Annotated in this window: 21 protein-coding genes; 19 read left to right on the plus strand and 2 right to left on the minus strand. The window is 41.3% G+C overall.

Features of this window, described 5'->3' with window-relative positions; translation table 11 throughout:
- Positions 1 to 16: 16 nt before the first annotated feature.
- Genes CIB29_RS15875 through CIB29_RS15900 form a run of 6 tightly spaced genes read left to right on the plus strand, consistent with a single transcriptional unit; the run spans position 17 to position 7,388 of the window.
- Positions 17 to 1,519: a type I restriction-modification system subunit M gene (locus CIB29_RS15875; RefSeq protein WP_094551379.1), complete on the plus strand. Its 1,503-nt coding sequence runs from the start codon at positions 17 to 19 to the stop codon at positions 1,517 to 1,519.
- On the plus strand, positions 1,509 to 2,537 hold the full coding sequence (locus CIB29_RS15880) for a virulence RhuM family protein (RefSeq protein WP_094551381.1): 1,029 nt from the start codon (positions 1,509 to 1,511) through the stop codon (positions 2,535 to 2,537). The genes CIB29_RS15875 and CIB29_RS15880 overlap by 11 nt, the downstream gene beginning before the upstream one ends.
- Positions 2,534 to 3,763 (plus strand): restriction endonuclease subunit S, encoded by a 1,230-nt coding sequence (locus CIB29_RS15885; RefSeq protein WP_094551382.1) that lies wholly within the window; start codon positions 2,534 to 2,536, stop codon positions 3,761 to 3,763. The genes CIB29_RS15880 and CIB29_RS15885 overlap by 4 nt, the downstream gene beginning before the upstream one ends.
- Before the next feature lies 1 nt (position 3,764).
- Positions 3,765 to 3,983 carry a hypothetical protein gene (locus CIB29_RS15890; protein ID WP_094551384.1) on the plus strand — a complete coding sequence of 73 codons (219 nt, stop codon included), beginning with the start codon at positions 3,765 to 3,767 and terminating at the stop codon, positions 3,981 to 3,983.
- Between the two features lie 8 nt (positions 3,984 to 3,991).
- Complete coding sequence (locus CIB29_RS19005; protein ID WP_094551385.1) at positions 3,992 to 4,177, plus strand: hypothetical protein; 186 nt, start codon at positions 3,992 to 3,994, stop codon at positions 4,175 to 4,177.
- A 13-nt stretch (positions 4,178 to 4,190) separates the two neighbouring features.
- Positions 4,191 to 7,388: a type I restriction endonuclease subunit R gene (locus CIB29_RS15900; RefSeq protein WP_094551386.1), complete on the plus strand. Its 3,198-nt coding sequence runs from the start codon at positions 4,191 to 4,193 to the stop codon at positions 7,386 to 7,388.
- Between the two features lie 388 nt (positions 7,389 to 7,776).
- On the opposite strand, the gene CIB29_RS15905 is transcribed toward CIB29_RS15900, so the two are convergent.
- Both CIB29_RS15905 and CIB29_RS15910 read right to left on the minus strand, forming a co-directional pair.
- Complete coding sequence (locus tag CIB29_RS15905) at positions 7,777 to 8,376, minus strand: ImmA/IrrE family metallo-endopeptidase (RefSeq protein ID WP_198543935.1); 600 nt, start codon at positions 8,374 to 8,376, stop codon at positions 7,777 to 7,779.
- Between the two features lie 12 nt (positions 8,377 to 8,388).
- Positions 8,389 to 8,751 (minus strand): helix-turn-helix domain-containing protein, encoded by a 363-nt coding sequence (locus CIB29_RS15910; RefSeq protein WP_198543936.1) that lies wholly within the window; start codon positions 8,749 to 8,751, stop codon positions 8,389 to 8,391.
- 140 nt (positions 8,752 to 8,891) lie between these two features.
- Between CIB29_RS15910 and CIB29_RS15915 the strand changes: the two genes are divergently transcribed.
- The 13 genes from CIB29_RS15915 (at position 8,892) to CIB29_RS15960 (ending at position 24,533) form a co-directional block, all read left to right on the plus strand.
- A complete protein-coding gene (locus tag CIB29_RS15915) occupies positions 8,892 to 9,296 on the plus strand; it encodes an RNA polymerase sigma factor (RefSeq protein WP_094551390.1) in 405 nt (134 codons plus the stop codon).
- A gap of 454 nt (positions 9,297 to 9,750) precedes the next feature.
- Entirely contained in the window at positions 9,751 to 9,882 is a 132-nt protein-coding gene (locus CIB29_RS19525) for a hypothetical protein (protein ID WP_278335869.1), read from the plus strand.
- The gene (locus CIB29_RS19010; RefSeq protein WP_198543937.1) at positions 9,864 to 10,025 is read left to right on the plus strand and encodes an SHOCT domain-containing protein; all 162 of its coding nucleotides are present in this window, start codon (positions 9,864 to 9,866) and stop codon (positions 10,023 to 10,025) included. Before CIB29_RS19525 ends, CIB29_RS19010 begins: the two co-directional genes overlap by 19 nt.
- 83 nt (positions 10,026 to 10,108) lie before the next feature.
- Positions 10,109 to 10,324, plus strand: coding sequence for a recombinase family protein (locus tag CIB29_RS15920; RefSeq protein WP_094551392.1), 216 nt, complete (start codon positions 10,109 to 10,111; stop codon positions 10,322 to 10,324).
- Between the two features lie 512 nt (positions 10,325 to 10,836).
- A complete protein-coding gene (locus CIB29_RS19770; protein ID WP_242965267.1) occupies positions 10,837 to 11,055 on the plus strand; it encodes a hypothetical protein in 219 nt (72 codons plus the stop codon).
- A 45-nt stretch (positions 11,056 to 11,100) separates the two neighbouring features.
- Positions 11,101 to 12,612 carry a reverse transcriptase/maturase family protein gene (locus CIB29_RS15925; RefSeq protein WP_278335870.1) on the plus strand — a complete coding sequence of 504 codons (1,512 nt, stop codon included), beginning with the start codon at positions 11,101 to 11,103 and terminating at the stop codon, positions 12,610 to 12,612.
- 86 nt (positions 12,613 to 12,698) lie between these two features.
- Positions 12,699 to 14,129, plus strand: a complete 1,431-nt coding sequence (locus CIB29_RS15930; protein WP_242965269.1) for a recombinase family protein — start codon at positions 12,699 to 12,701, stop codon at positions 14,127 to 14,129.
- 70 nt (positions 14,130 to 14,199) lie between these two features.
- A complete protein-coding gene (locus CIB29_RS15935; RefSeq protein WP_027364802.1) occupies positions 14,200 to 14,955 on the plus strand; it encodes an ABC-three component system protein in 756 nt (251 codons plus the stop codon).
- On the plus strand, positions 14,952 to 15,191 hold the full coding sequence (locus CIB29_RS15940; protein WP_027364801.1) for an ABC-three component system middle component 7: 240 nt from the start codon (positions 14,952 to 14,954) through the stop codon (positions 15,189 to 15,191). Before CIB29_RS15935 ends, CIB29_RS15940 begins: the two co-directional genes overlap by 4 nt.
- Complete coding sequence (locus tag CIB29_RS15945; RefSeq protein ID WP_094551394.1) at positions 15,169 to 16,782, plus strand: DUF2326 domain-containing protein; 1,614 nt, start codon at positions 15,169 to 15,171, stop codon at positions 16,780 to 16,782. Before CIB29_RS15940 ends, CIB29_RS15945 begins: the two co-directional genes overlap by 23 nt.
- A 129-nt stretch (positions 16,783 to 16,911) precedes the next feature.
- Complete coding sequence (locus tag CIB29_RS15950) at positions 16,912 to 17,505, plus strand: type IV toxin-antitoxin system AbiEi family antitoxin domain-containing protein (protein ID WP_094551396.1); 594 nt, start codon at positions 16,912 to 16,914, stop codon at positions 17,503 to 17,505.
- A complete protein-coding gene (locus CIB29_RS15955) occupies positions 17,502 to 18,341 on the plus strand; it encodes a nucleotidyl transferase AbiEii/AbiGii toxin family protein (RefSeq protein WP_094551398.1) in 840 nt (279 codons plus the stop codon). The genes CIB29_RS15950 and CIB29_RS15955 overlap by 4 nt, the downstream gene beginning before the upstream one ends.
- An 87-nt stretch (positions 18,342 to 18,428) precedes the next feature.
- Positions 18,429 to 24,533, plus strand: coding sequence for an AAA family ATPase (locus CIB29_RS15960; RefSeq protein ID WP_094551400.1), 6,105 nt, complete (start codon positions 18,429 to 18,431; stop codon positions 24,531 to 24,533).
- The last annotated feature ends 342 nt before the right edge of the window (positions 24,534 to 24,875 follow it).

Consider the following 24,875-nt stretch of genomic DNA (forward strand, 5'->3'; position numbering starts at 1 on the left):
ATGAGGAGGATGAATAATGGCAACGGTAAATTTGGGGTTTGAAAATAATCTATGGGAAATGGCGGATAAACTGCGTGGTAACATTGAGGCTTCGGAATACAAGCATGTAGTACTGGGACTAATTTTTCTTAAATACATCTCCGATGCTTTTGAGGAGAGATATAACGAGCTGGTTGCAGAGGGCGAAGGATTTGAGGAAGATATAGATGCTTATACCGAAGAGAATGTTTTTTTCGTACCGAAGGAAGCCCGTTGGGAGTACATAAAATCCAATGCCAAGCAGCCTACTATCGGACAGATTATCGACGAAGCAATGATAGCTATTGAAAAGGAAAACGCCTCCCTTAAAGGGGTGTTGCCTAAAAACTATGCCCGCCCGGAAATTGATAAAACAAAGCTTGGCGAGCTTATCGACTTGTTTTCCTTTAAGGTTGGTGATAAGGAGGCGAGAGCCAAAGATGTGCTCGGCAGGGTGTATGAATACTTCCTTGGGAAGTTCGGTTCGTCGGAAGGCGAATTTTACACCCCGCCATCCATTGTAAAATTGCTTGTTGAAATGATTGAGCCGTATAAAGGCAGGGTTTATGACCCGTGCTGCGGGTCCGGCGGCATGTTTGTGCAGAGCCAGAGATTTGTTGAAGAACACAGCGGAAGAAAGGACGACATCCATATCTTTGGACAGGAATACACTGCTACCACCTGGCGGCTTTGCAAAATGAACCTTGCGATCAGGGGTATTGACGGAAACCTTGGCGAGCGGGATGCGGATACCTTTTCCAATGATCTCCACAAGATGCTGAAGGCGGACTATATACTTGCTAATCCACCCTTTAACATCAAGGACTGGGGAGCTAACAGGCTTGCCGATGATGTCCGCTGGAAGTATGGTATGCCCCCTGCGGGAAACGCCAACTATGCCTGGATACAGCATATTATTTCCAAGCTTTCGCCAAATGGTGTAGCGGGCTTTGTCATGGCAAACGGCGCTATGTCTACCAATACAACCAGTGAAGCCGAGATAAGGAAGAATATTATCGAAGACAAACTTGTGGACTGCATCATCACTCTGCCGCCCAACCTCTTCTATAATGTAACCATTCCCGCCTGCCTGTGGTTCTTGACAAAGAATAAGAAATCGGCAGGCCGGGACCGCAGCAACGAAATCCTCTTTATTGATGCCCGCAAGATGGGCACGATGGTTGACCGCAAGCACAGGGAACTTGACTATGAGACGGAGATAAAATATATTGCCGATACCTACCACAAGTGGAAAAAGGGCGAAGGTTACGAGGACATCAAAGGATTCTGCAAGTCTGCCACACTGGATGAAGTGCGTTCCCATGAGTATATTCTCACTCCCGGCAGGTATGTTGGCATTGAAGAACGGGTTGATGACGGGGAGCCTTTTGATGAAAAAATGGCCAGGCTTACCGGTGAACTTGCCGAAATGTTTGCCAAGCGTAAATCTCTGGAGGAGGAAATCCGTAAAAGACTGGGGGCGATTGGGTATGAGTTTTGAAAATAATTCGGAAATATTAATTTACCAAACTGAAGATGGGAAAACCAAAATCGAGGTGAAAATGGAAAATGAGACAGTGTGGCTTTCCTTGAATCAGATGGCAGAGTTATTTCAACGTGATAAGTCTGTTATTTCACGCCATATCAAAAATGTATTTAGCGAAGGAGAACTTAAAGAAAAAGAAGTTGTTGCATATTTTGCAACAACTGCAGCGGACGGAAAAACCTATAATGTAGAGTACTTTAACTTGGATGTCATAATTTCTGTTGGCTATCGTGTTAAATCCCACAGGGGCACTCAGTTCAGAATCTGGGCAACCCAAAGACTTAAGGAATACATAATCAAAGGCTTTACTATGAATGATGACCTGCTGAAAAAAGCAGGCGGCGGTAATTATTTTGAGGAATTGTTGGAGCGTATCCGGGATATTCGCTCAAGTGAAAAAGTCTTTTATCGTAAGATTTTAGATATTTATGCCACCAGTATTGATTATTCACCGGATGCGGCCATTTCACAGCAGTTTTTTCAAACGGTCCAGAACAAAATGCACTGGGCGGCCCATGGGCATACTGCGGCAGAAATAGTTTATCTGAGAGCTGATAGTACAAAGCCTTTTATGGGAATGACCAACTTTACCGGTTCTAAGCCTACCAGGTCAGAATCCCAGATTGCCAAAAACTATCTTACAGAGGATGAACTGGCTGTACTAAACCGCATCGTCAATGCTTATATCGAATTTGCCGAGCTTCAGGCAATCCGCAGAAAACCCATGTACATGGCCGACTGGATAGAAAAATTGGACGATTTCCTTAAAATGAGCGACAGTGAGATCCTTACGCACGCAGGCAAAATCAGCCACCAACAGGCTACTCAAAAGGCAATAGAAGAGTATGAGAAGTATAGGGAACGGACCAAAAATGAGCTTTCAGAGGTGGAAAAGCACTTTTTAGAAAGTATAGACAAGACCGCAAAGAAGCTGAAAGGGAAAAAGGACAGCACCGGAGGCGATCGGGTATGAGTTTTAGTGGGTGGAGAAAAACAAAAGTAGATGAAGTTGCGGAGGCTATTTTTAGTGGTGGTACGCCTAATACAAAGATAGAAGAATATTGGAATGGTGAATATAATTGGTTGTCTTCTGGTGAAACGCGGAATGCCTATATAAAACAAACAGAAAAAACAATTACTTCAGAAGGGGTAAATAATTCTTCAACAAGATTAGCTTTAAAAGATGATGTTGTTATTGCTTCAGCTGGTCAAGGGTACACTCGGGGACAAGTATCGTATTGTATGATTGATACATATATAAATCAATCAATAATTGCAATCAGGGCAAAGAAAGATGAACTACTTCCCAAATATTTATTTTTTAATTTGAGGAATAGGTATGAAGAATTAAGACAGATATCAGATGGAAATAGCATTAGGGGTAGCATTACTACTAAGCATATAAAAGCATTGGATATATTTATTCCTCCACTCCCCGAACAAAAGGCAATTGCCGCCACACTGTCTGTCCTTGACGACCTTATCGAGCTTAACAACCAAATCAACAAAACCCTTGAGGAAATGGCGCAGGCAATCTTCAAGTCCTGGTTTGTAGATTTTGAGCCGTTTAAGGACGGGGAGTTTGAGGAAAGCGAACTGGGGTTAATACCAAAGGGGTGGAGAGTAGCTGCATTAGATGAAATAGCCACTTACCTAAACGGGCTTGCTATGCAAAAATATCCTCCAAGCAAAAATGAAAGAGGACTTCCTGTGTTGAAAATAAAGGAGCTTCGTCAGGGTTTTACTGATGGGAATAGCGATATTTGCTCTGAAAGTATCGACAATTCTTATATAATTAATGACGGAGATATTATTTTTTCCTGGTCTGGAAGTCTTTTGGTTGATATTTGGTGCGGTGGTCGATGTGGCTTAAACCAGCACCTGTTTAAGGTCACATCCGCATCTTATAATAAATGGTTTTACTATATGTGGACGCGTTATCATTTAGAAAGATTTATTGCGATTGCCAAGGACAAGGCAACAACCATGGGACATATACAGAGAAAACATCTTTCGGAGGCAAAAGTTTTAATACCGGAACCAAACACTCTCGCTTTTATGGATTCTGTTATGCAACCGATAATTGACTTAGTTATTGCCAATAAAGTTGAGAATAAAACCTTATCTACTATTCGCGACACCCTCCTCCCAAAATTGATGAGCGGTGAGATAAGAGTACCGGTGGGGGAGGTTGTGTGAGATGGATTGGAATTTAGTATTCAACGGTGCAATGGCGGTTGTTGCTGTAGGTGGGGGTATTGGAAGTATTATTGGAGCAATTTCATCAAATAAAAGTAAGAAGCTTGCTGAGCAAGCAGCGAAAAACGCTGATGATTACCACAAAACTGTAACAGAATATGTTAAGCAATTACTTGAAAAGCAGAAAATACAACAAAATGTTGAAAAAAAGAAACATTAAAACAGGAAATGATTAAGCAGATATCTCTATCAGGGTTTGCAAAAACTCAGGAAATAGCGGATAAAGTCAGAGTTTCAAAAGAGGAAGCATTTGAATTATTACGAGAGCTGTTACTGGTTGATGGCAAGATTTCCTGCGGAGGAAGAGCCACAGAAGATAATATGGACAATGTTATATGGCTTAAGAAGAAATAGAGGGAGGTGCCTTATGTCAAATCATAATGTATATGAAGATGAGTTGGAGCAGGCGGCTTTGGAATGGTTTGAGGAACTCACCTACGAAATTGCCTTTGCTCCTAACTTATCCCCCGGTGGGGATTATCCTGAACGTTCTGATTATTCCGATGTAATCCTGGAGGAACGTCTGAAGGACGCATTAAAGCGCATAAACCCGGATTTGCCCCAGGAGGCTCTTGACGACGCCCTGCATCAAATCCTTGTGCCGCTTAATCCTGCACTAATAGACAACAATCATCTTTTTCAGAAGATGGTCACCGATGGGGTGAATGCTACCTTTAGGGCCAGTGACGGCAGAATAGTCAGCAAGCAGGTCAAGGTTTTTGACTTCGAGAAAGTAGAGAATAATGATTTTTTGGCTGTTAACCAATTTACTGTGATTGAGAATAGGATTGAAAAGCGTCCTGATGTGGTAGTATTTGTCAACGGCATTCCCCTTGTTGTCATCGAGCTTAAGAACCTGGCCAATGAGGATGTAGAAATATCCGACGCCTTTAATCAGATCCAAAACTATATTAGCACGATCCCGTCCCTCTTTACTTACAATTCCTTTGTAGTTATATCTGACGGGGTAAATGCACGGGCAGGCACAATAACTGCTGATGAAGACAGGTTCATGATGTGGCGGACTATTGACGGAGACGAGATTGCACCTGTAGGCCGCCCGCAGCTTGAAGTCTTAATCAAAGGAATGTTTGAAAAGGAACGTCTGCTTGATCTTATTAAGAACTTTATATTGTTCCAGACTGACGGAAAAGATACTTACAAAATTCTGGCAGGTTACCATCAATATCATGCTGTCAATAAAGCAGTTGAAAGCACTATAAGAGCTGCAATTACTGAGGGAGACCGCAAAGCCGGCGTTGTTTGGCATACCCAGGGCAGCGGCAAAAGTCTTTCTATGGTTTTCTATGTGGGCAAGCTTGTTCTGGCGAAAGAACTTAATAACCCGACAATTGTAGTGATTACCGACCGTAACGACCTTGACGACCAGCTATTTTCCACATTTGCAAAATCAAAAGACTTATTACGCCAGGAACCGGTGCAGGCTCAGGACAGAGCAGATCTTCGCAGACTCCTTGCGAGAGAATCGGGAGGTATTATCTTTACGACCATACATAAATTCGCTCCTGATGAAAAAGGTGATAGTGTGCCTGTTCTTACAGACCGGGAAAACGTAATTGTTATTGCTGATGAAGCCCATCGAAGTCAGTACGGATTCGGAGCGGAAATTGTCAAGGGTGATACTGAAGCTGAGGTCAAATACGGCTATGCCAAATATATGCGTGATGCCCTTCCTAAAGCATCTTATATCGGCTTTACCGGAACGCCAATATCCCTTGCGGACAAGGATACCAGAGCTGTATTTGGCGACTATATCGATATTTATGATATGACCAGGGCAGTAGAGGACGGAACGACAGTACGTATTTTCTATGAAAGCCGGATTGCGAAGCTGGAGCTGCCGGATGAACTCAAGCCCGTTATTGACAGCGAATACGAAGAAATCACTGAATACCAGGAGTATACCCAAAAAGAAAAGCTCAAGTCCAAATGGTCAAGGCTTGAGGCTATTGTCGGCGCCGAGCAGCGTGTTAAAGCGATTGCCAAAGACATTGTGGAGCATTTTGAAAAGCGTCTCGCAGCCCAGGAGACAGAAGTGGGCAAAGGTATGATCGTAACCATGTCTCGGCGGATTGCGGTTGACCTTTATAAAGCGATTGTAGAACTGCGCCCGGAATGGCACTCTGACGATGTGGAAAAAGGCGTTATTAAGGTGGTCATGACCGGAAGTTCATCAGACCCTAAAGAATGGCAGCCTTTCATCGGTACAAAGGCTACCCGAGACAGAATCGCCAAGCGCATGAAGGATAACAAGGACGAGCTGAAGTTAGTCATTGTGCGTGACATGTGGCTGACCGGTTTTGATGTTCCGAGCATGCACACCATGTATATTGACAAACCTATGCAAGGACATAACCTTATGCAGGCAATCGCCCGCGTCAACCGGGTATTTAGGGAAAAGCAGGGCGGCTTGATCGTAGATTATATCGGCATTGCCGAAAACCTCAAAAATGCTCTTAATGATTATACCGAGAGCGACAGGGAAAAGACAGGTGTTGATACTGAACTGGCAGCAGCAGTGCTTCTTGAGAAGTATGAATTGATTAAGGAATTGCTCCATGGTCATGATTATCAGAAATTCTTTATCGGCTCTGCTTCCGACAGGATGGCCGCCATTGTTGAAACCATCGACTACATTATCGGGCTACGAGAAGAACGCAAAAACGAATATCTTAAGCTGGTCAGCGAACTTTCAAGGGCCTACTCGCTTTGTGCTACTACCGATATTGCTGAAAAATTAAATCTTGAGGTAGGTTTCCATAAAGCAGTTAAATCCGGGATTATTAAGCTCATTCCCGAAAACTCTAAAAAGAAAACTGCTGCGGAGATTGAAGCCCAGCTTAACCAGCTTATATCCAAATCTATTGCCAGCAATGAGGTTATCGATGTTTTGGATGCTGTTGGGCTTAATAAGCCTAATATTGCTATACTGTCCGACGAGTTCCTGGAGGAAGTGCGCAACATGAAACAGCGCAACCTTGCCGTCGAGCTTCTCAACAGATTGCTTAAAGGCAAGATAAAGACTTTTTCCAGGCGAAATCTCGTTCAGTCCAGGAAGTTCTCGGAGCTTTTAGAGAATGCCATCAGGAAGTACCAGAACCGCACCATTGAAACCACACAGATTATTTTGGAACTTATACAACTTGCCAAAGAAATCAATGAAGCTCATAAACGTGGAGAAAATACCGGTCTTACTGAAGATGAGCTGGCGTTTTACGATGCGCTTGCCGAAAATGAGTCTGCCAAAGAAATTATGGGCGACGATATCCTCAAGCAGATAGCAAGGGATTTGACTGAGGCAATACGTAAAAATCTCAGCATTGATTGGTCTATTCGTGCCAGCGTGCAAGCCAAAATGAAGATGGTTATCAAGAGGCTGCTCAAGCACTACGGTTATCCGCCGGACAAAACCCCTAAGGCTGTAGAAATAGTAATGGAGCAGGCCAAGCTCATGTGCCAAAACGAGAGTGCAGGGGTTAGGTATCAGTACCAGCTTGTTAAAGAAGAATTACCGAAAGTAGCGGAGGAAAGGGAGAATATATGATTATGACGGGTATAAAATACGATATCTAAGAAACCCTCGGCGCTTTTTCCGAGGGGTCAAAAGGATGAACTAAAGGAAGACGGCAAAGAGGGGTTTACTCTGTTTACCGGCCTTCATGAGGGCGGGCATCTATGCTTGCATCTAGGTGTATATGCAGAATACAATGAACAGTTGTCATTTTTCGATATGCCTGAAATAAAGCCCGTAGTATGCTGCAGGAAAGAACATATCGAAAGCTTTAGCAGAAAAAAGAGTTTTCGAACAGCAGAGGAATGGAGAGAGCATTACGCTGATTATTTTGCATCAGTTCGATATTAGGCAGTTGTCGTATAGAATAAACAAAACAAAAACACCCCGTACATCTTTAAAACAAATGATGTTCGGGGTGTTATTTTTTCAGGAAATCTCCTGTCGAATTTAATGGAGCTTCAAGCCTGTAGCCTCTGTTTTTCAATATCTGAAATTTAAAATCCATTAATTCCGGTGGTACATAAAGTTCCCTTGCGGCTCTAAAAAAATTCATTTCCGCATCATTTATCAGTTTAATAACCTCATCATCAGGCAAGAGGACTTTAGCGGCGAAAATGTTTGCTTCCCTTTCCGGCTTTGAAGACATATCATAGCTGATAAGCTCCTGGGCCTGGGGATTCATTATGGCCAAGTATCTGTGGAAGCGGTCATGGCCAATTTCGTGAGCACATACTAATCGTTTGGCAGGACTGTCCAATTTATTGTTAATGCAGATATATCGGCTTCGCCTTGTGTATATGTAAATCCCTTTAAGCTTGCCGAGCGGCCTGTAGAGAACATTAATATTAAGACAATCGGCAATTTCAAAGGGGTTTCTGGTTTTATGCTTTTGAATCAACCTCTCGACTTTTCGTAAAATAAATTCCATACTTTTCACCCCGCAGCTAATCAGTTGGTGTATTTTTGCTGCCTTTATTTTTACGGACACCATACTTTTTGGCTTTTTTCTTTGAGTCAAAGTATATTTCGGTTAATACCTCAAAAAGCGCATCTTTATCTTCATCTGATAATTCTCCGCCGGCAAATAAACATTTTGTAGTTTCAATGAATTTTTTTGCTTCGCTTTTCCCCTCAACTTATCTTCTGCTTTAGCTTTCTCAAGAAATATTTCTTCCTTAGTCATTGTAATGCTTTCACTGTCGTCTGTCAGGAAATCTGAAGATACGTTAAAGAAATCGGCGATTTTATCAATTAGCTCTGCCTCCCGTGGAAATCGCTCACCGTTTTCATAATAGACCAAAGCCCGTCTGGTAATCCCGAGCTGCTCTGCAAAGTCTTTCTGAGAAATGCCTGCCCTTTTACGTAATAATCTAATTTTTTCGCCAAACTGCATTTGATAAAACACCTCATCCTTTACAAGCAGTACATTGTAAAATACAGGTATTCGGAAAAGGAAATTATCGAAATCCGGTATCCTTGATTTCCTCTGTTTTGCTAAGGCCCGCAAACAAAGCAAAACGGAGGGAAGGAAAGATGAAAGAATACAAAATAAGAGTAAAAAGTGAAATTGTTACTGTAAGCAAGGAAATATATACTGCCTATTACAAAATGAGAAGACGTGAAAGGTACATAGAGGAAATCAGCATAAAGAACAATCTTTCTTATGACCAATTAGTCGAGCTGGACTATCCTATCGAGCAGAAAATGTGTGATCCGCAACTTCTTGTAGAAGACGTTATTATTGAAAAAATCATGCTTGAGAAATTAATGCTGGCGCTTGAAGAATTGACAGAGCATGAGCGGTTAATAATTAATGAACTGTTCTTTAATGGCAAAAGCGAAAGAGAGCTGGCAGATATAATGATGCTGCCAAGAACAACTTTGCAGTCTCGCAAAAACAGCGTTATCAGCAAACTTAAAAAAATTATGAAAAAATAAAAATTTATTTCGTCCACCCCTTCATTTTTTCGGCTTAAAAAGTGAAGGGGTATTTTTTATCCCTTATTGCTCTTTGAAAAATTGTCGGCAAAGGCTCGCTTGCGAGCCTTATAGCCGTCCATATCCAACAGCTCAAATACGTTAGCTGTTCAGCCGCTGAAACGGAAAGCGACATTGGTAAACACGCCAAGACAGCCTGCGGGCATTTTTTGCCCGCCAAAACGATGGCATCAAAGGCTATGAGCGATAAATGTTTGACCATAAAACAATCTGTGGTGGATTGTTTCGCCAGGACCTGAACAGCCTACAATGATACTCCTGCATAGTCGAGGTTGAGTCCCAGAGTGCAGCCCGGAGGTTCTCGGGGAGGTGGAATTCCTGTGATGCCTGCTGACCACAGGCAGTTTGAGCTGTTGCCCCGGTGCTTGGGAAGCAGCGGCAAATAGAGCACAGGATGAAGAATGATAACAAGCTTAACCGCTTTGATATCAGAAACTATGCAGCGGAACTCAAAATCCGCTGCATCCTTGTGGTATTAAAGCGAAATGTAAAGGGGGATAAAAAACCATGTCACAGACTCAAATAACCAACGAAATCAAGTATAAAATAGCGCTTTCGCTGCTGAACAGCCTGCTTGAAAAAGGGCTTATTACTCTTTCTGAATTGAAAGAAATTGACAGATTAAATCGGAATTCATTCACTCCAGCCCTGGCGGAGGTATATGTGTAAAAATACTTGATATGGCTGGATTTGTGTGGTACTGTGTGTTGCTGATAAAGCATCATGTACTGAAAAGTGAAAGGAGGAAGCGTATGCCAAAAGTAAGAGTCATCAAGCCAATCAATTGCATGGAAGCAGAAGCTGAAGCTCCGAAACTGCGGGTGTGTGCATACTGCCGGGTCAGCTCGGACCACACCGGACAGCTGCAATCCTTTTCAGCACAGGTGGAGTACTACACCCGGCTGATAGAAAGCAACAATGCCTGGACTTTTGCGGGAATTTATGCGGACGAAGTGCGCCCAGACTAGGGCTTTGTTTAAAGTAGAATTTATGGAACTACACTGCAAGATAACGCAGTAGTCAACCTATCTTACTGCAAGGGGAAACCCGATACAGGAACATAGCATGATAGGAAAGCGACAAGTTGGCTTAGGACAAAAGCCACGACTTATGTTGCAATGACAAGTGGATATGAGGATAAGATTGTATTTATCGAATGTGAGGTCTAAGCTGCCATTGCGTAGGGTCTAAGGAAATGTCCTGTTACCTTAGCTGTAACATCTATATGTACCTTCGTCGCATATAGAGTTATCAATAAATTACAGAGCAGGCACGAGAACGTGTTATAACAGACTGAAAGCATATCCGACAATCCACATTTCCAAGAAACAAAGCTAAACTGGGGATTACCTAAGCAAGTTTCACTTGTATGGTAACAGAGTTTCCATAGTAGTCCGAGATGAGTAAGGCTCATTACGTGGCGAAGGGAAACAGTTAATAAATTTCAAAATTAGAAAGTTGAAAGGCAGGAGAATCCTGAATGAAACCAACAGCTGAAATTTTGGAGCGTATCAATAAAAATTCAAATGAACACAAAGATGGAGTATATACTCGCTTATACCGTTATCTTTTAAGGGAAGATATTTATTACAGTGCATACCAAAAATTATATTCCAATAAAGGAGCATCAACTGAAGGTATTGATCATGATACTGCTGATGGATCTGGAAAGAAATATGTAGACAGTTCAATAGAATAATTAAGCAATAATACTTATAAACCCAAGCCGGTACGCAGAGAATATATCAAGAAATCCAATGGGAAAATGCGACCTTTAGGAATACCGTCATTTAGAGATAAGCTATTACAAGAAGTTATGCGTAGATTTTTAGAAGCTATTTATGAACCGATTTTTAGTGATTTTTCACATGGATTTAGACCTAATAGAAGTTGTCACACTGCATTAAAGCAGACACTTCCATATTTCAAAGGTGCAAGATGGTTTATAGAAGGAGATATAAAAGGCTGTTTTGATAATATTGACCATGATAAGCTTATTGAAATATTACAAAGAAAAATTAAAGACAGTAAGTTTATAAACATTATTCGTAGTTTTCTAAAGGCAGGATATATAGAGGATTTCAGATATAACCAATCATATTCTGGAACACCTCAAGGAGGGATTTTATCCCCAATACTTGCCAATATTTATCTGAATGAATTGGATAATAAAATCATGGAGATTAAACAAAACTTCGATAAGCCGGCAACAAGGTGTGTAAATCCAACATACGATGAGATTAGAGGGAAAAGATATTGGTTACAGCAGAAACTTAAAAATGCTACTGATGAAGAAAAACCGGTTCTGATTTCAAGAAATAAGAAATATAGTAAGAAACTTTTGAAATTACCCTATAAATCACAAACGGATAAAAATATAGCTTTTGTAAGATATGCTGATGACTTTTTAATAGCAGTAAGAGGAAATAAAGAAGATTGCATTAAAATTAAAGAACAATTAAGAGAATTTCTAAATGATGAATTAAAGCTTACCTTAAGTGATGAAAAGACTTTGATTACTCACAGTAGTGAAAAAGGTAGGTGCTTAGGATATGACATTTCAGTTAGACGTAATCAACAAATATCAACTAATTCATTAGGACACAAGAAACGTCAGCGGAATGGCACTGTAGAATTATTAGTTCCTTTAGAGAAGATAGAAAAGTTTATGTTTGATAAAGTTATCATTAGACAGAGCAAAGCTAAAAAGTTTCACCCGATACACAGAAAAGGATGGCTATATCTCCCAGACCAAGAAATCTTGGAAAGATACAATGCTGAAATTCGTGGAATACTCAATTATTACCACCTAGCCAACAATTATAATAAACTTAATTATTTTCAATACTTGATGGAATATAGCTGCCTTGCAACTTTAGCAGGAAAGCATAATTCTTCAATAAGTAAAGTAATTGACAAATATAAAAGCGGCAAAGGTTGGGCAATAAAATATAAAACAGAAAAAGGTAAAACACGAGAAAAGAGAATTGTAAAACTTCAAGATTGCAAAGGGTTCTGTGATGATAATATTGTTAGACACATTTATTCTGTAAATACCAATGCTACTATTAGAGCAAGACTGCAAGCAGGAGTTCGCGAGCATTGCGGTAGCAGGGGCAAGTCTAATTATGAGGTTCACCATGTTTCAAGTGTAAAGGGACTAGAAGGCAATAAGCTTTGGGAGCAGATAATGAAAATCAAAAATAGAAAAACATTAGTGGTATGCGAGGATTGCCATAAGGCAATACATAGTTAATTTGAATTTTAAAATGATATGGTAATTATTAACGGAGAGCCGTATACGTCGAGAGGTGTACGTACGGTTCGGTGGCGAGGGATTTTGTGCCCTTAGCCTATGGGATATCCGGCACCAGCACAAAAAACAGGACAGGATTCAATAAATTGATTGAAGACTGCATGGCAGGCAAGATTGACCTGGTGCTGACAAAATCCATCAGCCGTTTTGCACGAAACACCCTTGACTGCATTCAATACATACGGAAACTGAAAGAAAAAAACATCGGCGTGTTCTTCGAAAAAGAGAACGTCAACACCCTGGACAGCACCGGAGAATTTCTCATCACCATCCTCGGAAGCCTGGCCCAGGAAGAAAGCCGTTCCTTAAGCACCAACACAAGGTGGGGCGTTGTCCGCCGATTTGAAAAAGGACAGGTTATGGTCAATCATAATAAGTTTTTAGGTTATACAAAGAATGAGGCCGGAGAGCTGGTGATAGTGCCGGAGGAAGCAGAAATTGTAAGGCTGATTTTCAGGCTGTATTTAGAGGGACTAAGCATCACCCAAATAAAAAAATACCTGGAGGAAAACGGCATTAAAACCGTTACCGGAAAAAATCAATGGTCTACAACTACCATTAACAACATGCTCTCCAATGAGAAGTACATGGGAGATGCCTTGCTGCAAAAAAGCTACACCGTAGACTATCTCACAAAGAAAAGAGTTAAAAACAATGGAATTGTCCCACAATATTATGTGGAGGACAGCCATCCGGCCATCATTTCCAAAGACTTGTTTCACCGGATACAGGAAGAAAAAGCACGCCGGGCCAACCTTAAAAAATCTGCCGATAAAAGAGTCAAAACCGACAGCGGGAAATACAGCTCAATATATGCTCTCACCGAATTGTTGACATGCGGGGAGTGCGGCAAGCCTTATAGACGGGCATCCTGGACAGCATACAGTGAGAAAAGGATTGTCTGGCGGTGCTTAAACAGGCTGGAGTACGGGAAAAAACACTGCCAAAAGTCTCCGACCATTGATGAAGATGTTTTGCATAGAGCCATTATGGATGCATTCAACTCGCTTATACAGGATAAGGGAGATTTTATGGACACTATACAGTCCAACATTCAGCTGGTGATGGGCAACCGAGCCAAGCAGATGGACATAGCAAAAATTGAGGAGAGGATCTCGGAATTAAAAAAAGAGATGATAGGCTTCGTAGAGGAAAATGCAAGATGTGGAGCAGATAATACAGACTTTGATGAGCACTATGCCAAAATCTCCGCCGAGTTAAAAGAGCTTCAGAAGATAAAAACGCAGTATACCGAGCAACAAGCCAGGCAAGACAGCTTCCAGCGAAGAATCGAGGATATGAAGAAGTTCCTGAACGCCGCAGAATGTAAATTATCAAATTTTGACAACCAGCTTGTCAGGCAGCTTATACAAAGCATCAAGGTCATGTCAAAGGAGAAGATTATCATAAAATTTAAATCGGGTTTGGAGATGGAGCAGGAGCTGAGCAAAAAATAAAAGCAGTTTCTTTACGAATTTGCTAAAATGATATATAATATTAGCAAGTTCGTAAAGAGGGGTGAGTTTTGTGAGCAATTCTAGAAAAACTTATTCAGCTAATGAACAGCTGTTATTGTACACGCAAGTCGAGGGAATTTGTCCGATTTGCACAAAGCCTTTGTACTATGAAAAAAACGGCCAGATTCATAAAAAGTATGAAATAGCTCATATATACCCTCTAAACCCTACTCCAAAGGAAGTTGAACTTTTAAAAAATGAAAAGCGGCTTAGCATCGATGTAAACAGCTTGGATAATGTTATACCGCTTTGTCCTGATTGCCATGAGAAATTTGACAAGCCACGCACTATTGAAGAGTACCGCATGCTGTATAAAATAAAGGAATCTCTCATACAAAAAAGCAAGATTATGAATACATATTCTTATTTTAATATTGAAGATGAAATAAGAGTTGTATTGCAAAAATTAAATTTGGAGAGCGGTGAACTGGCTAAGCTGGAGTATACCGCTTTAAAGGTGGAGCAAAAATCAGACAATACTCTTCCTTTGCTGCTGAAAAAGCAAATTATTAATGATGTTACGGAATACTTCAAGTTTATTCAAAGCATTTTTGTAGAAATTGACAAAGAATGCCCAGAAAAATTCAATACTTTGGCAATGCAGATAAAGGGCTTTTATTATAAGTGCAGGCAGACTACACAGAGCCAAGAAGATATTTACCATAGCATTGTTGCTTGGATACATAATAAAACGGGGAAATACTCTTTAAGGGCATGTGAAATCATTGTATCTTTTTTTATTCAAGACTGCGAGGTGTTCTCATGATTGTTCCAAACAAAATTACACCTTATAAAAAAAGTATTATAGGCAAAATTCCTATTGTACTTGAGATGCTTAAGCAATGTGCGAAAAGTCCGACGGAATTATGGGAGGATACTCAAAATCAATTCGAAGATATAAACGAATTTATATTAACGCTTGATGTCGCATTTGTACTTGGCGCTATAGAATATTTGAAAGGTAATCGGGTGATTAAATATGTTAAGACAGATAATATGTGATAAGTTTAGAGAACCAATACTTACATTTAAGGCTGGCTTGAATGCAGTAATTGGTGATGAAGTGGCCTCAAATTCCATTGGTAAATCCTCCATACTGATGATTATTGATTTTGTCTTTGGCGGAGATAGCTATATAAAAGCAAATAAAGATGCCGTAGAAAATCTCGGACACCATGAGTTTAAATTTTCATTTGTTTTTGGTGAAGAAGAGCTATTTTTTTCAAGAGGTACTAAAGATTACAAATACACAACAATTTGCGATGGCAATTATAATCCTGTTAAAACTATAAAGACTGATGAATATACAGCCATGCTAAAGGAAAAATATCAGATTACACTAAAAGATATATCTTTTAGAAATATAGTTGGCCGGTATACCAGAGTATATGGAAAAGAAAACTTAAATGAGAAAAAGCCGCTGCAATATTTTGATAAAGAACCAAAAAAAGAATCTATACTGGCATTAATTAAGCTTTTTGACAAATACCAGAGCATTAAGGAATATGAGCTGCAAATTGATAAATTAACAGAAGAAAAGAATGTTTTGATGAAAGCTATTAAAAACGAATTTATTCCAAAGGTAACAAAGGCTATTTTTAATCAGAATGAAAAGAAAATTGCTGAGCTGACTGCTCAATTGGAAAAGGTGAAGAAGGATATCATCGGTGTATCAGTCGATATTGACGCTTTGCTGACAAAGGACATATTAGAGCTAAAATCTGAGAAAAGCCAGCTTGTTAGGCAGTATAATATATATGAAAACAGATTGAAAAGGACAAAACATAATATAAATCAAGAAAAATTAAATATCGATCCGGAACTTGCTAGGTTAGCTGAATTTTTCCCAAGCATAAATTTGGAAAAGATCAAAGAAATCGATGGGTTTCATAATTCTTTAACAGGAATTTTAAAGGAAGAATTAAAAAAATCTGAATTGGAGCTGACCAAACAGATTAAATGTATTTTAAGCGATATAGAAAAAGTAGACAGAAAAATTGAAGAAAAGTTAAATATAAAAAATGCACCAAAATATACCTATGAGAAAGTTATTGATCTTTCTGCGCAAATACAGCAATTGAACGATGAAAACAGCTTTTATACAAAAAGAAAATCACTTGAAGATGCTCTAGCATCAGCTAAAAGTGATTTGGCAGAAATAAGGAGCAGCATTGTTGCTGATATCTGCAGTCAGATTAACAACAGAATGAATGAAATAAATAAGCTTATTTATCCGGATAACCGCAGAGCACCTACCCTGAGTATTGATGGGGAGAACTATATTTTTGCTACTTTTGGCGATACAGGTACAGGCACGGCCTATGCCAATTTAATTACTTTTGACTTGGCATTATTAGATCTAACCTGCTTACCTATAGTCATACATGACTTGCCTCTGCTAAAAAATATACAAAATGAGGCAATAGAAAATATTATAAAAATATATGTAGCTCATAAGAAGCAAATATTTATTGCTATAGATAAAATCCATACTTATAATGAAGAAACTGCTGAAACTTTGGAAAAAAATAAGTTTTTGAGTTTATCGAAGGACAAAACCTTGTTTGTTTTAAATTGGAAAAGCGATAGTTAAGTGATTATTAAAATAGGCATTTATGCAATAATAAAAGTTGATTACTGTTTATATAAATTAAAGAAGCGATTTGCAAAAATGCTAAAACGAAGTTTGATATTAGCAGTTTCGTAAAGAGAGGAAAATAAAATGGATTATTCTGCTAAACTTCATAATTTAATTAAAAAGCATAATGGCGTCATTTCTACAAGGTTTGTAACTGAGGCAGGTATTCCAAGAACCTATCTTTCTGAATTTGTAAGGAAAGGAGTATTAGAGCGTTTAGAGCGTGGAATTTATATTGCTCGCGACTGCTACGATGATGAAATGTACCGTTTTCAGATGAGGTTCAAGCAAGCAATTTTTTCTCATGAAACAGCACTGTATTTTCACAATCTTACAGATAGAGATCCGCTTGTATATTCAGTAACCGTAAAGACGGGAATGAATACAAAGAGTCTGCGAAATAGCGGAGCTAAAGTATATTCTATAAAACCGGAGTTGTATGAACTGGGTTCTACAACAGCAGCAACACCTTATAATCGTGTAGTGAGAACTTATGATATGGAGCGAACAATTTGCGATATTATCAGAAGCCGGAGTCAAATGGATATTGAAATTTTAACTGACGCTTTAAAAAGATATACAACACGCAAAGATAAGAACCTTCCACAGCTTATGCGTTATGCAGATAAATTCAGGATCACTAATGTTTTGCGAAAATACCTGGAGGTGCTGCTATGAAATCATCAACGCAGCTAAAAGCATTGATTCGCAATTTGGCAAAAAAGAAGAACATTAATGCTCAGATTTTGATGCGAAACTATATGTTTGAAAGACTGTTGGAACGAATCTCCTTATCAAAATATCGTTCCAACTTTGTGTTAAAAGGAGGAATGCTTGTTGCTGCCATGGTGGGGCTTGATACCCGTTCAACTATGGATATGGATGCAACTATCAAAGGCTATCCTCTTTCAGAAGAAACTATTAAAGAAGTTTTTGAAAATATCCTGGCAGTGTCGATTGATGATGGTACACAGATGAGGATTAAGGGTATTGAGTCAATTCGTGACGAAGCAGATTACAATGGCTTGCGAGTGTCCTTAGAAGCCCTGTTTGACGGGATTCGTACCCCTTTAAAGATTGATATAACGGTAGGAGATAAAATAACACCCAGAGAAACATTATATAGATTTAACCTCATGTTCGAAGAACGCCAGATCGATATTTTTGCTTATAACCTTGAAACAGTGCTTGCAGAAAAATTGGAAACGATTATTTCCCGCGGCACAACCAACACTCGCATGAGGGATTTCTACGATATATACATATTGCAAAAAATGCATTCAGAAATCTTGGATAAGGAACTGCTTGCGAAAGCTCTTGTGTCAACCTCAATAAACCGTGGCACATATGGTGTTCTGGCAGAGGGCCAAACTATTATAAATGAAGTTTCAAAAGATATTTTCATGCAAAAGTTATGGGAGAATTATCGCAAGAAATACAGCTATGCAGAAGATATTCGCTGGGATGAAGTTATAGTAGCGGTTAATGAAATTTGGCAAGTCGCAAAGGTTTAGAGTATTAACTCATAATCAGGAAGGCCGAAAAGTTTATATGGAATAAAAACAAGATTAGAAGAGTATTGCGAAGGCAGGAGGAATACAATGTCCGAAATAGGTAAACGAGGTAGCTCTCGACGAAAAGGAGATGAATACCAAGACCTTACTGCTCTGCGGCTGGCCTTGGAAGCCTATATTGAGCGTAAGCACTTCGAGATGTATCTGGAATATGAAAAATCTGGCAACCTTGATGACATCGTCCTCTTTCAGGGATCTGATATCTTTGCCCATCAAGTGAAGTATGCTGTTAACTCGCTCGAAAACTACGAAATGGTTGACTTCCTTAATCCAGATAGTCCAGTAAGCATTAAGAAATTTGCTGCGAGCTGGCAATTTTTAAAACAGCGGTTCCCTGATCGCAGGCTTACTGTATGTTTATGTTCAAACAGGGGTTTGGATAGCACTCTCTTTGATATTGTGAATCCGGATGGGACATTTAAACAAGAGGTAATCGAAGACCGCAAACGTGGTAATGCTAAAAAATTGAGATCGGATCTGGCATCGGCCTCAGGTCTTAATGCAGACTCATTCGCGGCATTCTTGGCAGACTTCAAGTTTGTACTGCGACAGCCGACTCTGTCGGAGCTGGAGCAATATATTCGAACGGTTCTTCTCGACAAGGAATTGGGGCTATCTGATGACACGGTCTTCTTAGACCTAAAGGAAACCATTAAGAACAACGCAATTTTCTCTCGAGAGGAAATTACCGCCCAATCTATTGACAGCCTCCTAGAGCGACTCCAGAGCAAGTTGCTCATTCCCCAGGTATTCCCCGTCAACCAAGACCACTTCGTGGAACAAAAGTCCCTTTCAGAGCAACTAGACAGGGTGTTGCCAAATATTAATGGAGGATATCTGATTGTTACCGGACTTCCTGGCAGCGGGAAATCAACATCGCTGACTATGTACTTCGATGCGCTTAGTAGTTCTACGTATGAAGTGTTCAGATACTACTGTTTCGTAGGAGTCAATGATAACGCCCAAAGAATGCGTGTTCAGGCCGAAAGCCTCCGTGCCAACCTTCTAAGTGAGTTCCACCGGAGATATCCGGATGTACTCAAAAGACGTTTTGATTACAGCGAACGTAACTTCCTCGAATGCCTGACAACACTGGCCAGGTTCTTTGTAGATCATGGTCGCAGATTTGTTATTCTCCTTGATGGATTGGATCACGCTGAACGACTTGAGCCGGAAATCAGAGAAACGGTGATCTCGGCATTGCCCTCAAGTGTCCCTGAGGGTGTCACTATAGTTGTTGGTACACAGGAATTACATAAGTGGCCATACTTTCTTAAGCGAGCGAGAGAGTGCCCGGATAGCCATATCAAGATGCCGCTATTCTCAGAAGCCGAGACGAGAGACTATCTGGAAAATAAGCGGGGTATTTCAGGCCTGACACATGTTGACATTGCAGAGATTCACAAGAGGTGTGAAGGCCTACCTCTATATTTGCGGTATGCGGCTGAAATCCTCATTTCAAGTGAGTCATTGACGGAGGCCATTGCTTCTCTAACTCCGGCCTCGGGTGGAGATATTCGGAATTACTACGGACTACTCTGGGACGAGTTTGAGAGATTTGGTATGGGGGAGGCAAAGCACCTTTGTGCAGCTATGGCTTGTATGCGCTTTAGTGTGCACAGGGATGAACTCTATAAGATCGCGGCACTTAATCGCCCAGCATTTGAAGATGCCTACAAATGCATCTGCCACTTGCTCCGCGATTCTGACGGCAGATTGACTGTGTTCCACAACAGCTTCCGTGAGTTCGTGATTAGTCAGGTTTCTGACGGCTGGATTAAAGAAATAAGAAATAATATCTGTACCTTCTTAAAGGATAACAAGGATTCCCCTCGCTGGTTTGGCCACGTTTTTAAATACTGCTATGATGCAGAAGATTACACATATGTCCTTGATGAAGTAAATGAAGAATTCGTTGATCGTGCTTTACTGCATTGCCGTCCATCTGCAGAAATTATGGATGCAATACACTGGGCTGTTGAAGCAGCATTCAATCGGCAAGATATCGTTCAACTGAGTCGTCTTGGGGCATTGAAGTATAGAACAGGTGAGCGCCTTGAGTATAATCTCAATCGAGCCATACTTGCAGATGCTCTTCTCGCTCTGGGGCGAGAACAAGACGTAATCACTTTTGCGTATTCGCCAGAGGCGAATCATTGGCTTGTGGAGAGTCGCACCTCGCTTGCAGTCATGTATAGGTTGGCCGAAGCTGGGAAATTTGAGCTTGGACGGCGTCTCTTTGATGTTTTCACAAACGAGTTTCGAGGTATTCGTTCTGACAATGCAGATGACAAACGGTCGCAAGTAGTTGGCATAGCACGATGCTTAGGTATTTATAAGGATAATCAGGCGCGTCCGTTGCGATGGCTTGCTCAATTCAACTTCTCCCTCGGAATTCTGGAGCAACAGGACTTATATTCCCCAAGCTATAGTCCACACTTAGATGCCTACATCGATACACTTGTTAAATTTGGCTTTTCGGAAAAGTGGAAGCGGCTAAAGCGTGTGAAAAGAGTATTCCCAAGCAGCTTGGTGCGGTATCTGTTGATCCGTGCTCTTGCTCGCTATAACCTAATCGAGGAGCTACGTACTGCCGTGTCTGAGTATTGGGAACAGGAGCAGCCTTCTGGTAATGTCGAGCTTGCTTTTTATGCCGCCAAGGCGGGCATGCCGGCTTCGATAGTGACTGCGATTGCAGGCACTATCGAAGCCCCAAAGACGGTGGCACCAGACTACGTTTCCCCAAGCAATCCGATGTTCAGACACTATGTATACACTTTCATTGTTGTTGCTTATGAGGGTAACGAGGAAGCCTATGCAAGCCTCTTCGCCACGGTCGGCACAGCTCGAACACTTTGGAACGCGGCTCTTAGACATTTGCTCGTGGCCTGCCACTGCATCGGGCAGTCGTTTCGAGGTACTGATCATGATTGGTATGAAGAAGCGCGGCAGAGTATAAACATTCTTGTTCAGGCCGAACAGGGGGATGACGAAAGAATTTTTGAGTCGATTGAGCTTATTAGAGAAGTACTACAGCTATCTATCAGCCTTCTAACTGAGCAGGTACAGAAGTACTTTCCTGAGCGTCTGAGCGAATGGGTCATATGCTTGGGTTCCCTACGTGACTCTATACTATGGAACACACATTTCGGAATAGGGGAATCCCGTCAAGATTATGGTTTTGAGCTTCGGATTTGGGAAACCCTTGCGAGAATTCCGCAAGTGGGCACCAGGCTCGCTCCAATTTTGAGAAGTTGTGCCGAAACCTATGAGAAGTCAACCCTGCTTAAAGGTGGTTCCCGTTCGGATCATTTCATTTGGCTTTCAGCGATTATGGCTAAGTGTGGTATGCGTGATGATGCCGAAAAGTGGCTCCGCTATGGCATACGCTCATCGCAAATATATGGGTATCACAAGGATATCACCCTTTTACACTTGATCGACATCCTTAATCTCGTCAATCAGCGTCAGCCTAAGTTGGCACTTGAACGGTGTGCTCGCGTGCTGTCAATGGTGGACTGGATGCCACATCTTACGGATGGCAGGGAGACCAAGTGGTTTCCCCAGAAAGCTTTCGCGGCCGTTTTAAAAGTCAATCGGCAGGCCGCGTTTGATTTGCTAACTCATTTCTCACGATCTATAGCAAGATGGAAGATGCAGGATTGCCTTGAGGAATACATTCTTAGTATGGAAGAGGGCGACCCCGAGTACCTCTGGTGTCTCACGGAGCTCTTTGCCAATCACTTTAGCGAAGATGGTAGGCATTGTAATCAAATTATGGAAACCAGGCAGCACATCGTCGATTTGGTGCACGAATCCTGTTCAGTAGAAATCTACAATGAATTCGAAAACCGCTTCCGACGCTTCATACTAACGGAGATCACACCTAGGCACTGGCCCGAAGACCTGAAGAAAGAGCTCGGCATCCCTGGTAGCACTAATGTTAAGAATGACAATGCTGACTCATGGGCTAAGCCGCCATCAGAGTTCAAACTGGATGGTGAAAGCATAACCATTGAAGGCATAGCTGAGAAATGTCGGGTATCATTTACTGAGTTTCTGAAGACGCTTGACAAGCTGAAGAACCAGAATGAGCATTTTTACGAACGGGATCTAGTAAATACCTCTTTAAGACATCACATAACGACTGCCAAGACATTAGAAGACCTCATATCGATCAAGGAATATGCTGAGTCTGAAGGTCGTTGGCAGGATGCAACTGTAATTGAACAATTAGCTGAACGTTTTGTGGAATTCGGAGATCATGCTAACGCCATATCGTGCTTCGGGATAGCATACGCTTGCTATGGAAGCTGGTCCCGTTGGCGAGATAACAGAAAATATCTGGCGGCAGTAGCGGCAAGGGACAGACAAACTGCGAAGAAGTTTGTCCTAAAGGAATGCTATGAATCAACATGCGGTTCCGGTGGTGGCTATGATACACCGCCTATTGCGGCTTCTGGACTGGATGTGCTGGATGAACCTCAAATGCTTGAGGATGTATTCAATGACTTCCTGACGCATTGTGAAAGCATGTTTGCGCAATTGCCTGAGAATGATAACTATGCATGGCTGAAAGAGTACAAGGAACCGTCCGCCGATGCCAACCAGCTCATTCTTAATTTTGTTGTGGACGAGTTGTCGACTTCTGAGATTGATCACGGCGAGAGATTGATCAGGGCAGTGACGAAGTTGGCGATTGCCAGACCCGATGAGGCAATACCTGTGCTTATTACCAGGATGGTATCAGCTTCCGGAAGGATTCTGCGTCGTTTGCTGACGGTATTTTACTGTCTTGCTACCCATTGTCCCCAGCTCTTGGTGCCGCACCAGCAGGTGTTCGCCCAAATTCTTGAGAGGGAGGACTTTTTCTGCCGTCAAACAGTTCTGCGTATTCTTCGCCGTGTGGACGAAGCTTCTCCTCTTGAAGCTTCCGTTAACAGTTCTGTCCAGCGTATCGATAGGAATTACTCAGATGCCATATATTATTCGTCATATATACTTCCGTCTTGTTCTACTCCTGAATTCAAGCATTTTCTAAAACGAAACACCCTGTTTGATTTTTCCAAGCAGGTAGAGTTGATGGAGAAAATTCTTCAAGTACCTCCGGGGAGTCTTGTGGCTGCCATTGAAGAACGACTGATTGCCCAAAAATGGTCGATAGATGATGAGAGAGACCGTGTAAAAGATGACTGGTACGGCCATGTACATCCGCAGGGCTGGCCTGTTGTCTGGATTACAACCGAATTTCAGGAACTTGTTACAGAGACTCTTTGGGGCATACTGGACGAAGTGGCTATAAAGCTGAAGATGAGCAAAGAACAGATTAACTGGCTCTGGCAGACAATCCAGCCTGCCGATCCGGAATATGTTTTCTGTGGTTTAATGCCGCGCCCTCTAGACATCGAGCCACTTAATGTCCATGACAAAGAGGCCTGGTTCAGCGAGCTGGACGCGTTCAAATCTCTGGAAATTGGAGATACAAGAATCCAGGGTGATGATGGAGAATGGATAACAATATTTGAGAAGCGGAGAATGGCTAAGGAAGAAACGTACAATGTTCCATATAGACAAGAGATCTCCCTGCAAGGATTTCTGATCCCTCAACAGGTGTACGGTGGATCCTATAGGTTAGATGAACTTGAATTATGGACCGAGAGAATCCTCCCAAATTCCTCAATGTCTGTCACAATTAAACAGACTCAGACAGAACTATCTGGTAGAGGACACAGAGTCTTGGAAAAGTCAGACGAATGTATCCCGATTATCGCTGAGCACGAGAATCCTTTAACTTTTTTGGGGTACTTAAATGTGTGTACTCTGACCTCTTTCATCATAAAGGAATTCAATCTGTCGTTTGAAGGGTTGAATCTTCTCAGAAATGGCGAAGTTGTTGCCAAGTATGAGGCATGGCAGGAAGGCTACCAGGATGAGTGTTACACACGGGAGAAACTGTCACTTGGCTTTAGACTTCGGGTGCGCCAAGACTTCTTAACCGAGATTTGTCGTTGTTATCGCAAATTACTGTGTATTTGTATTGATGAAAAACGGGAGTATTACGAGTCTATTTACCGTCCAGAACCTAATGATAGTCGATATTCAAGACGATATGTATTGTATTATTTGAGCTAAGTGCCATGATACCAGCAGTAACAAGTACCCAATTTACCATCTATAGTTTTTAAAAAAGCGGAATTCTTACAAAGAGCCGAGATGTGTTGGTATCTCATAGTTGTTTTGATGATAAGTTGGGATGACTGTAAGTTATTTTTTTGAGACACTTACCATCTTTTTTGGTGTATTTTACTGAGCAATTTATCTATTCCATACCATCAAGGCACGTTGAGTGCGTGGTCTTGATGCAAAATGTAAAAAACAAATAAGCACCTGAAAAACGGCTTGAATACAGGGTTTTCCGGTGATTTGCCATCTACAGAAAGTGTGTCAGCGGATGGTGGAGATACAGGGAAGTGC

This window comes from Petroclostridium xylanilyticum (assembly GCF_002252565.1).
GTDB classification, from domain to species: domain Bacteria; phylum Bacillota; class Clostridia; order SK-Y3; family SK-Y3; genus Petroclostridium; species Petroclostridium xylanilyticum.

Coding starts and splice junctions, on each gene's coding strand:
- CIB29_RS15875 (WP_094551379.1), top strand. CDS start 17: ATGGCAACGGTAAATTTGGGGTTTGAAAATAATCTATGGGAAATGGCG.
- CIB29_RS15880 (WP_094551381.1), top strand. CDS start 1,509: ATGAGTTTTGAAAATAATTCGGAAATATTAATTTACCAAACTGAAGAT.
- CIB29_RS15885 (WP_094551382.1), top strand. CDS start 2,534: ATGAGTTTTAGTGGGTGGAGAAAAACAAAAGTAGATGAAGTTGCGGAG.
- CIB29_RS15890 (WP_094551384.1), top strand. CDS start 3,765: ATGGATTGGAATTTAGTATTCAACGGTGCAATGGCGGTTGTTGCTGTA.
- CIB29_RS19005 (WP_094551385.1), top strand. CDS start 3,992: ATGATTAAGCAGATATCTCTATCAGGGTTTGCAAAAACTCAGGAAATA.
- CIB29_RS15900 (WP_094551386.1), top strand. CDS start 4,191: ATGTCAAATCATAATGTATATGAAGATGAGTTGGAGCAGGCGGCTTTG.
- CIB29_RS15910 (WP_198543936.1), bottom strand. CDS start 8,751: ATGCAGTTTGGCGAAAAAATTAGATTATTACGTAAAAGGGCAGGCATT.
- CIB29_RS15915 (WP_094551390.1), top strand. CDS start 8,892: ATGAAAGAATACAAAATAAGAGTAAAAAGTGAAATTGTTACTGTAAGC.
- CIB29_RS19525 (WP_278335869.1), top strand. CDS start 9,751: ATGAAGAATGATAACAAGCTTAACCGCTTTGATATCAGAAACTATGCA.
- CIB29_RS19010 (WP_198543937.1), top strand. CDS start 9,864: ATGTCACAGACTCAAATAACCAACGAAATCAAGTATAAAATAGCGCTT.
- CIB29_RS15920 (WP_094551392.1), top strand. CDS start 10,109: ATGCCAAAAGTAAGAGTCATCAAGCCAATCAATTGCATGGAAGCAGAA.
- CIB29_RS19770 (WP_242965267.1), top strand. CDS start 10,837: ATGAAACCAACAGCTGAAATTTTGGAGCGTATCAATAAAAATTCAAAT.
- CIB29_RS15940 (WP_027364801.1), top strand. CDS start 14,952: ATGATTGTTCCAAACAAAATTACACCTTATAAAAAAAGTATTATAGGC.
- CIB29_RS15945 (WP_094551394.1), top strand. CDS start 15,169: ATGTTAAGACAGATAATATGTGATAAGTTTAGAGAACCAATACTTACA.
- CIB29_RS15950 (WP_094551396.1), top strand. CDS start 16,912: ATGGATTATTCTGCTAAACTTCATAATTTAATTAAAAAGCATAATGGC.
- CIB29_RS15955 (WP_094551398.1), top strand. CDS start 17,502: ATGAAATCATCAACGCAGCTAAAAGCATTGATTCGCAATTTGGCAAAA.
- CIB29_RS15960 (WP_094551400.1), top strand. CDS start 18,429: ATGTCCGAAATAGGTAAACGAGGTAGCTCTCGACGAAAAGGAGATGAA.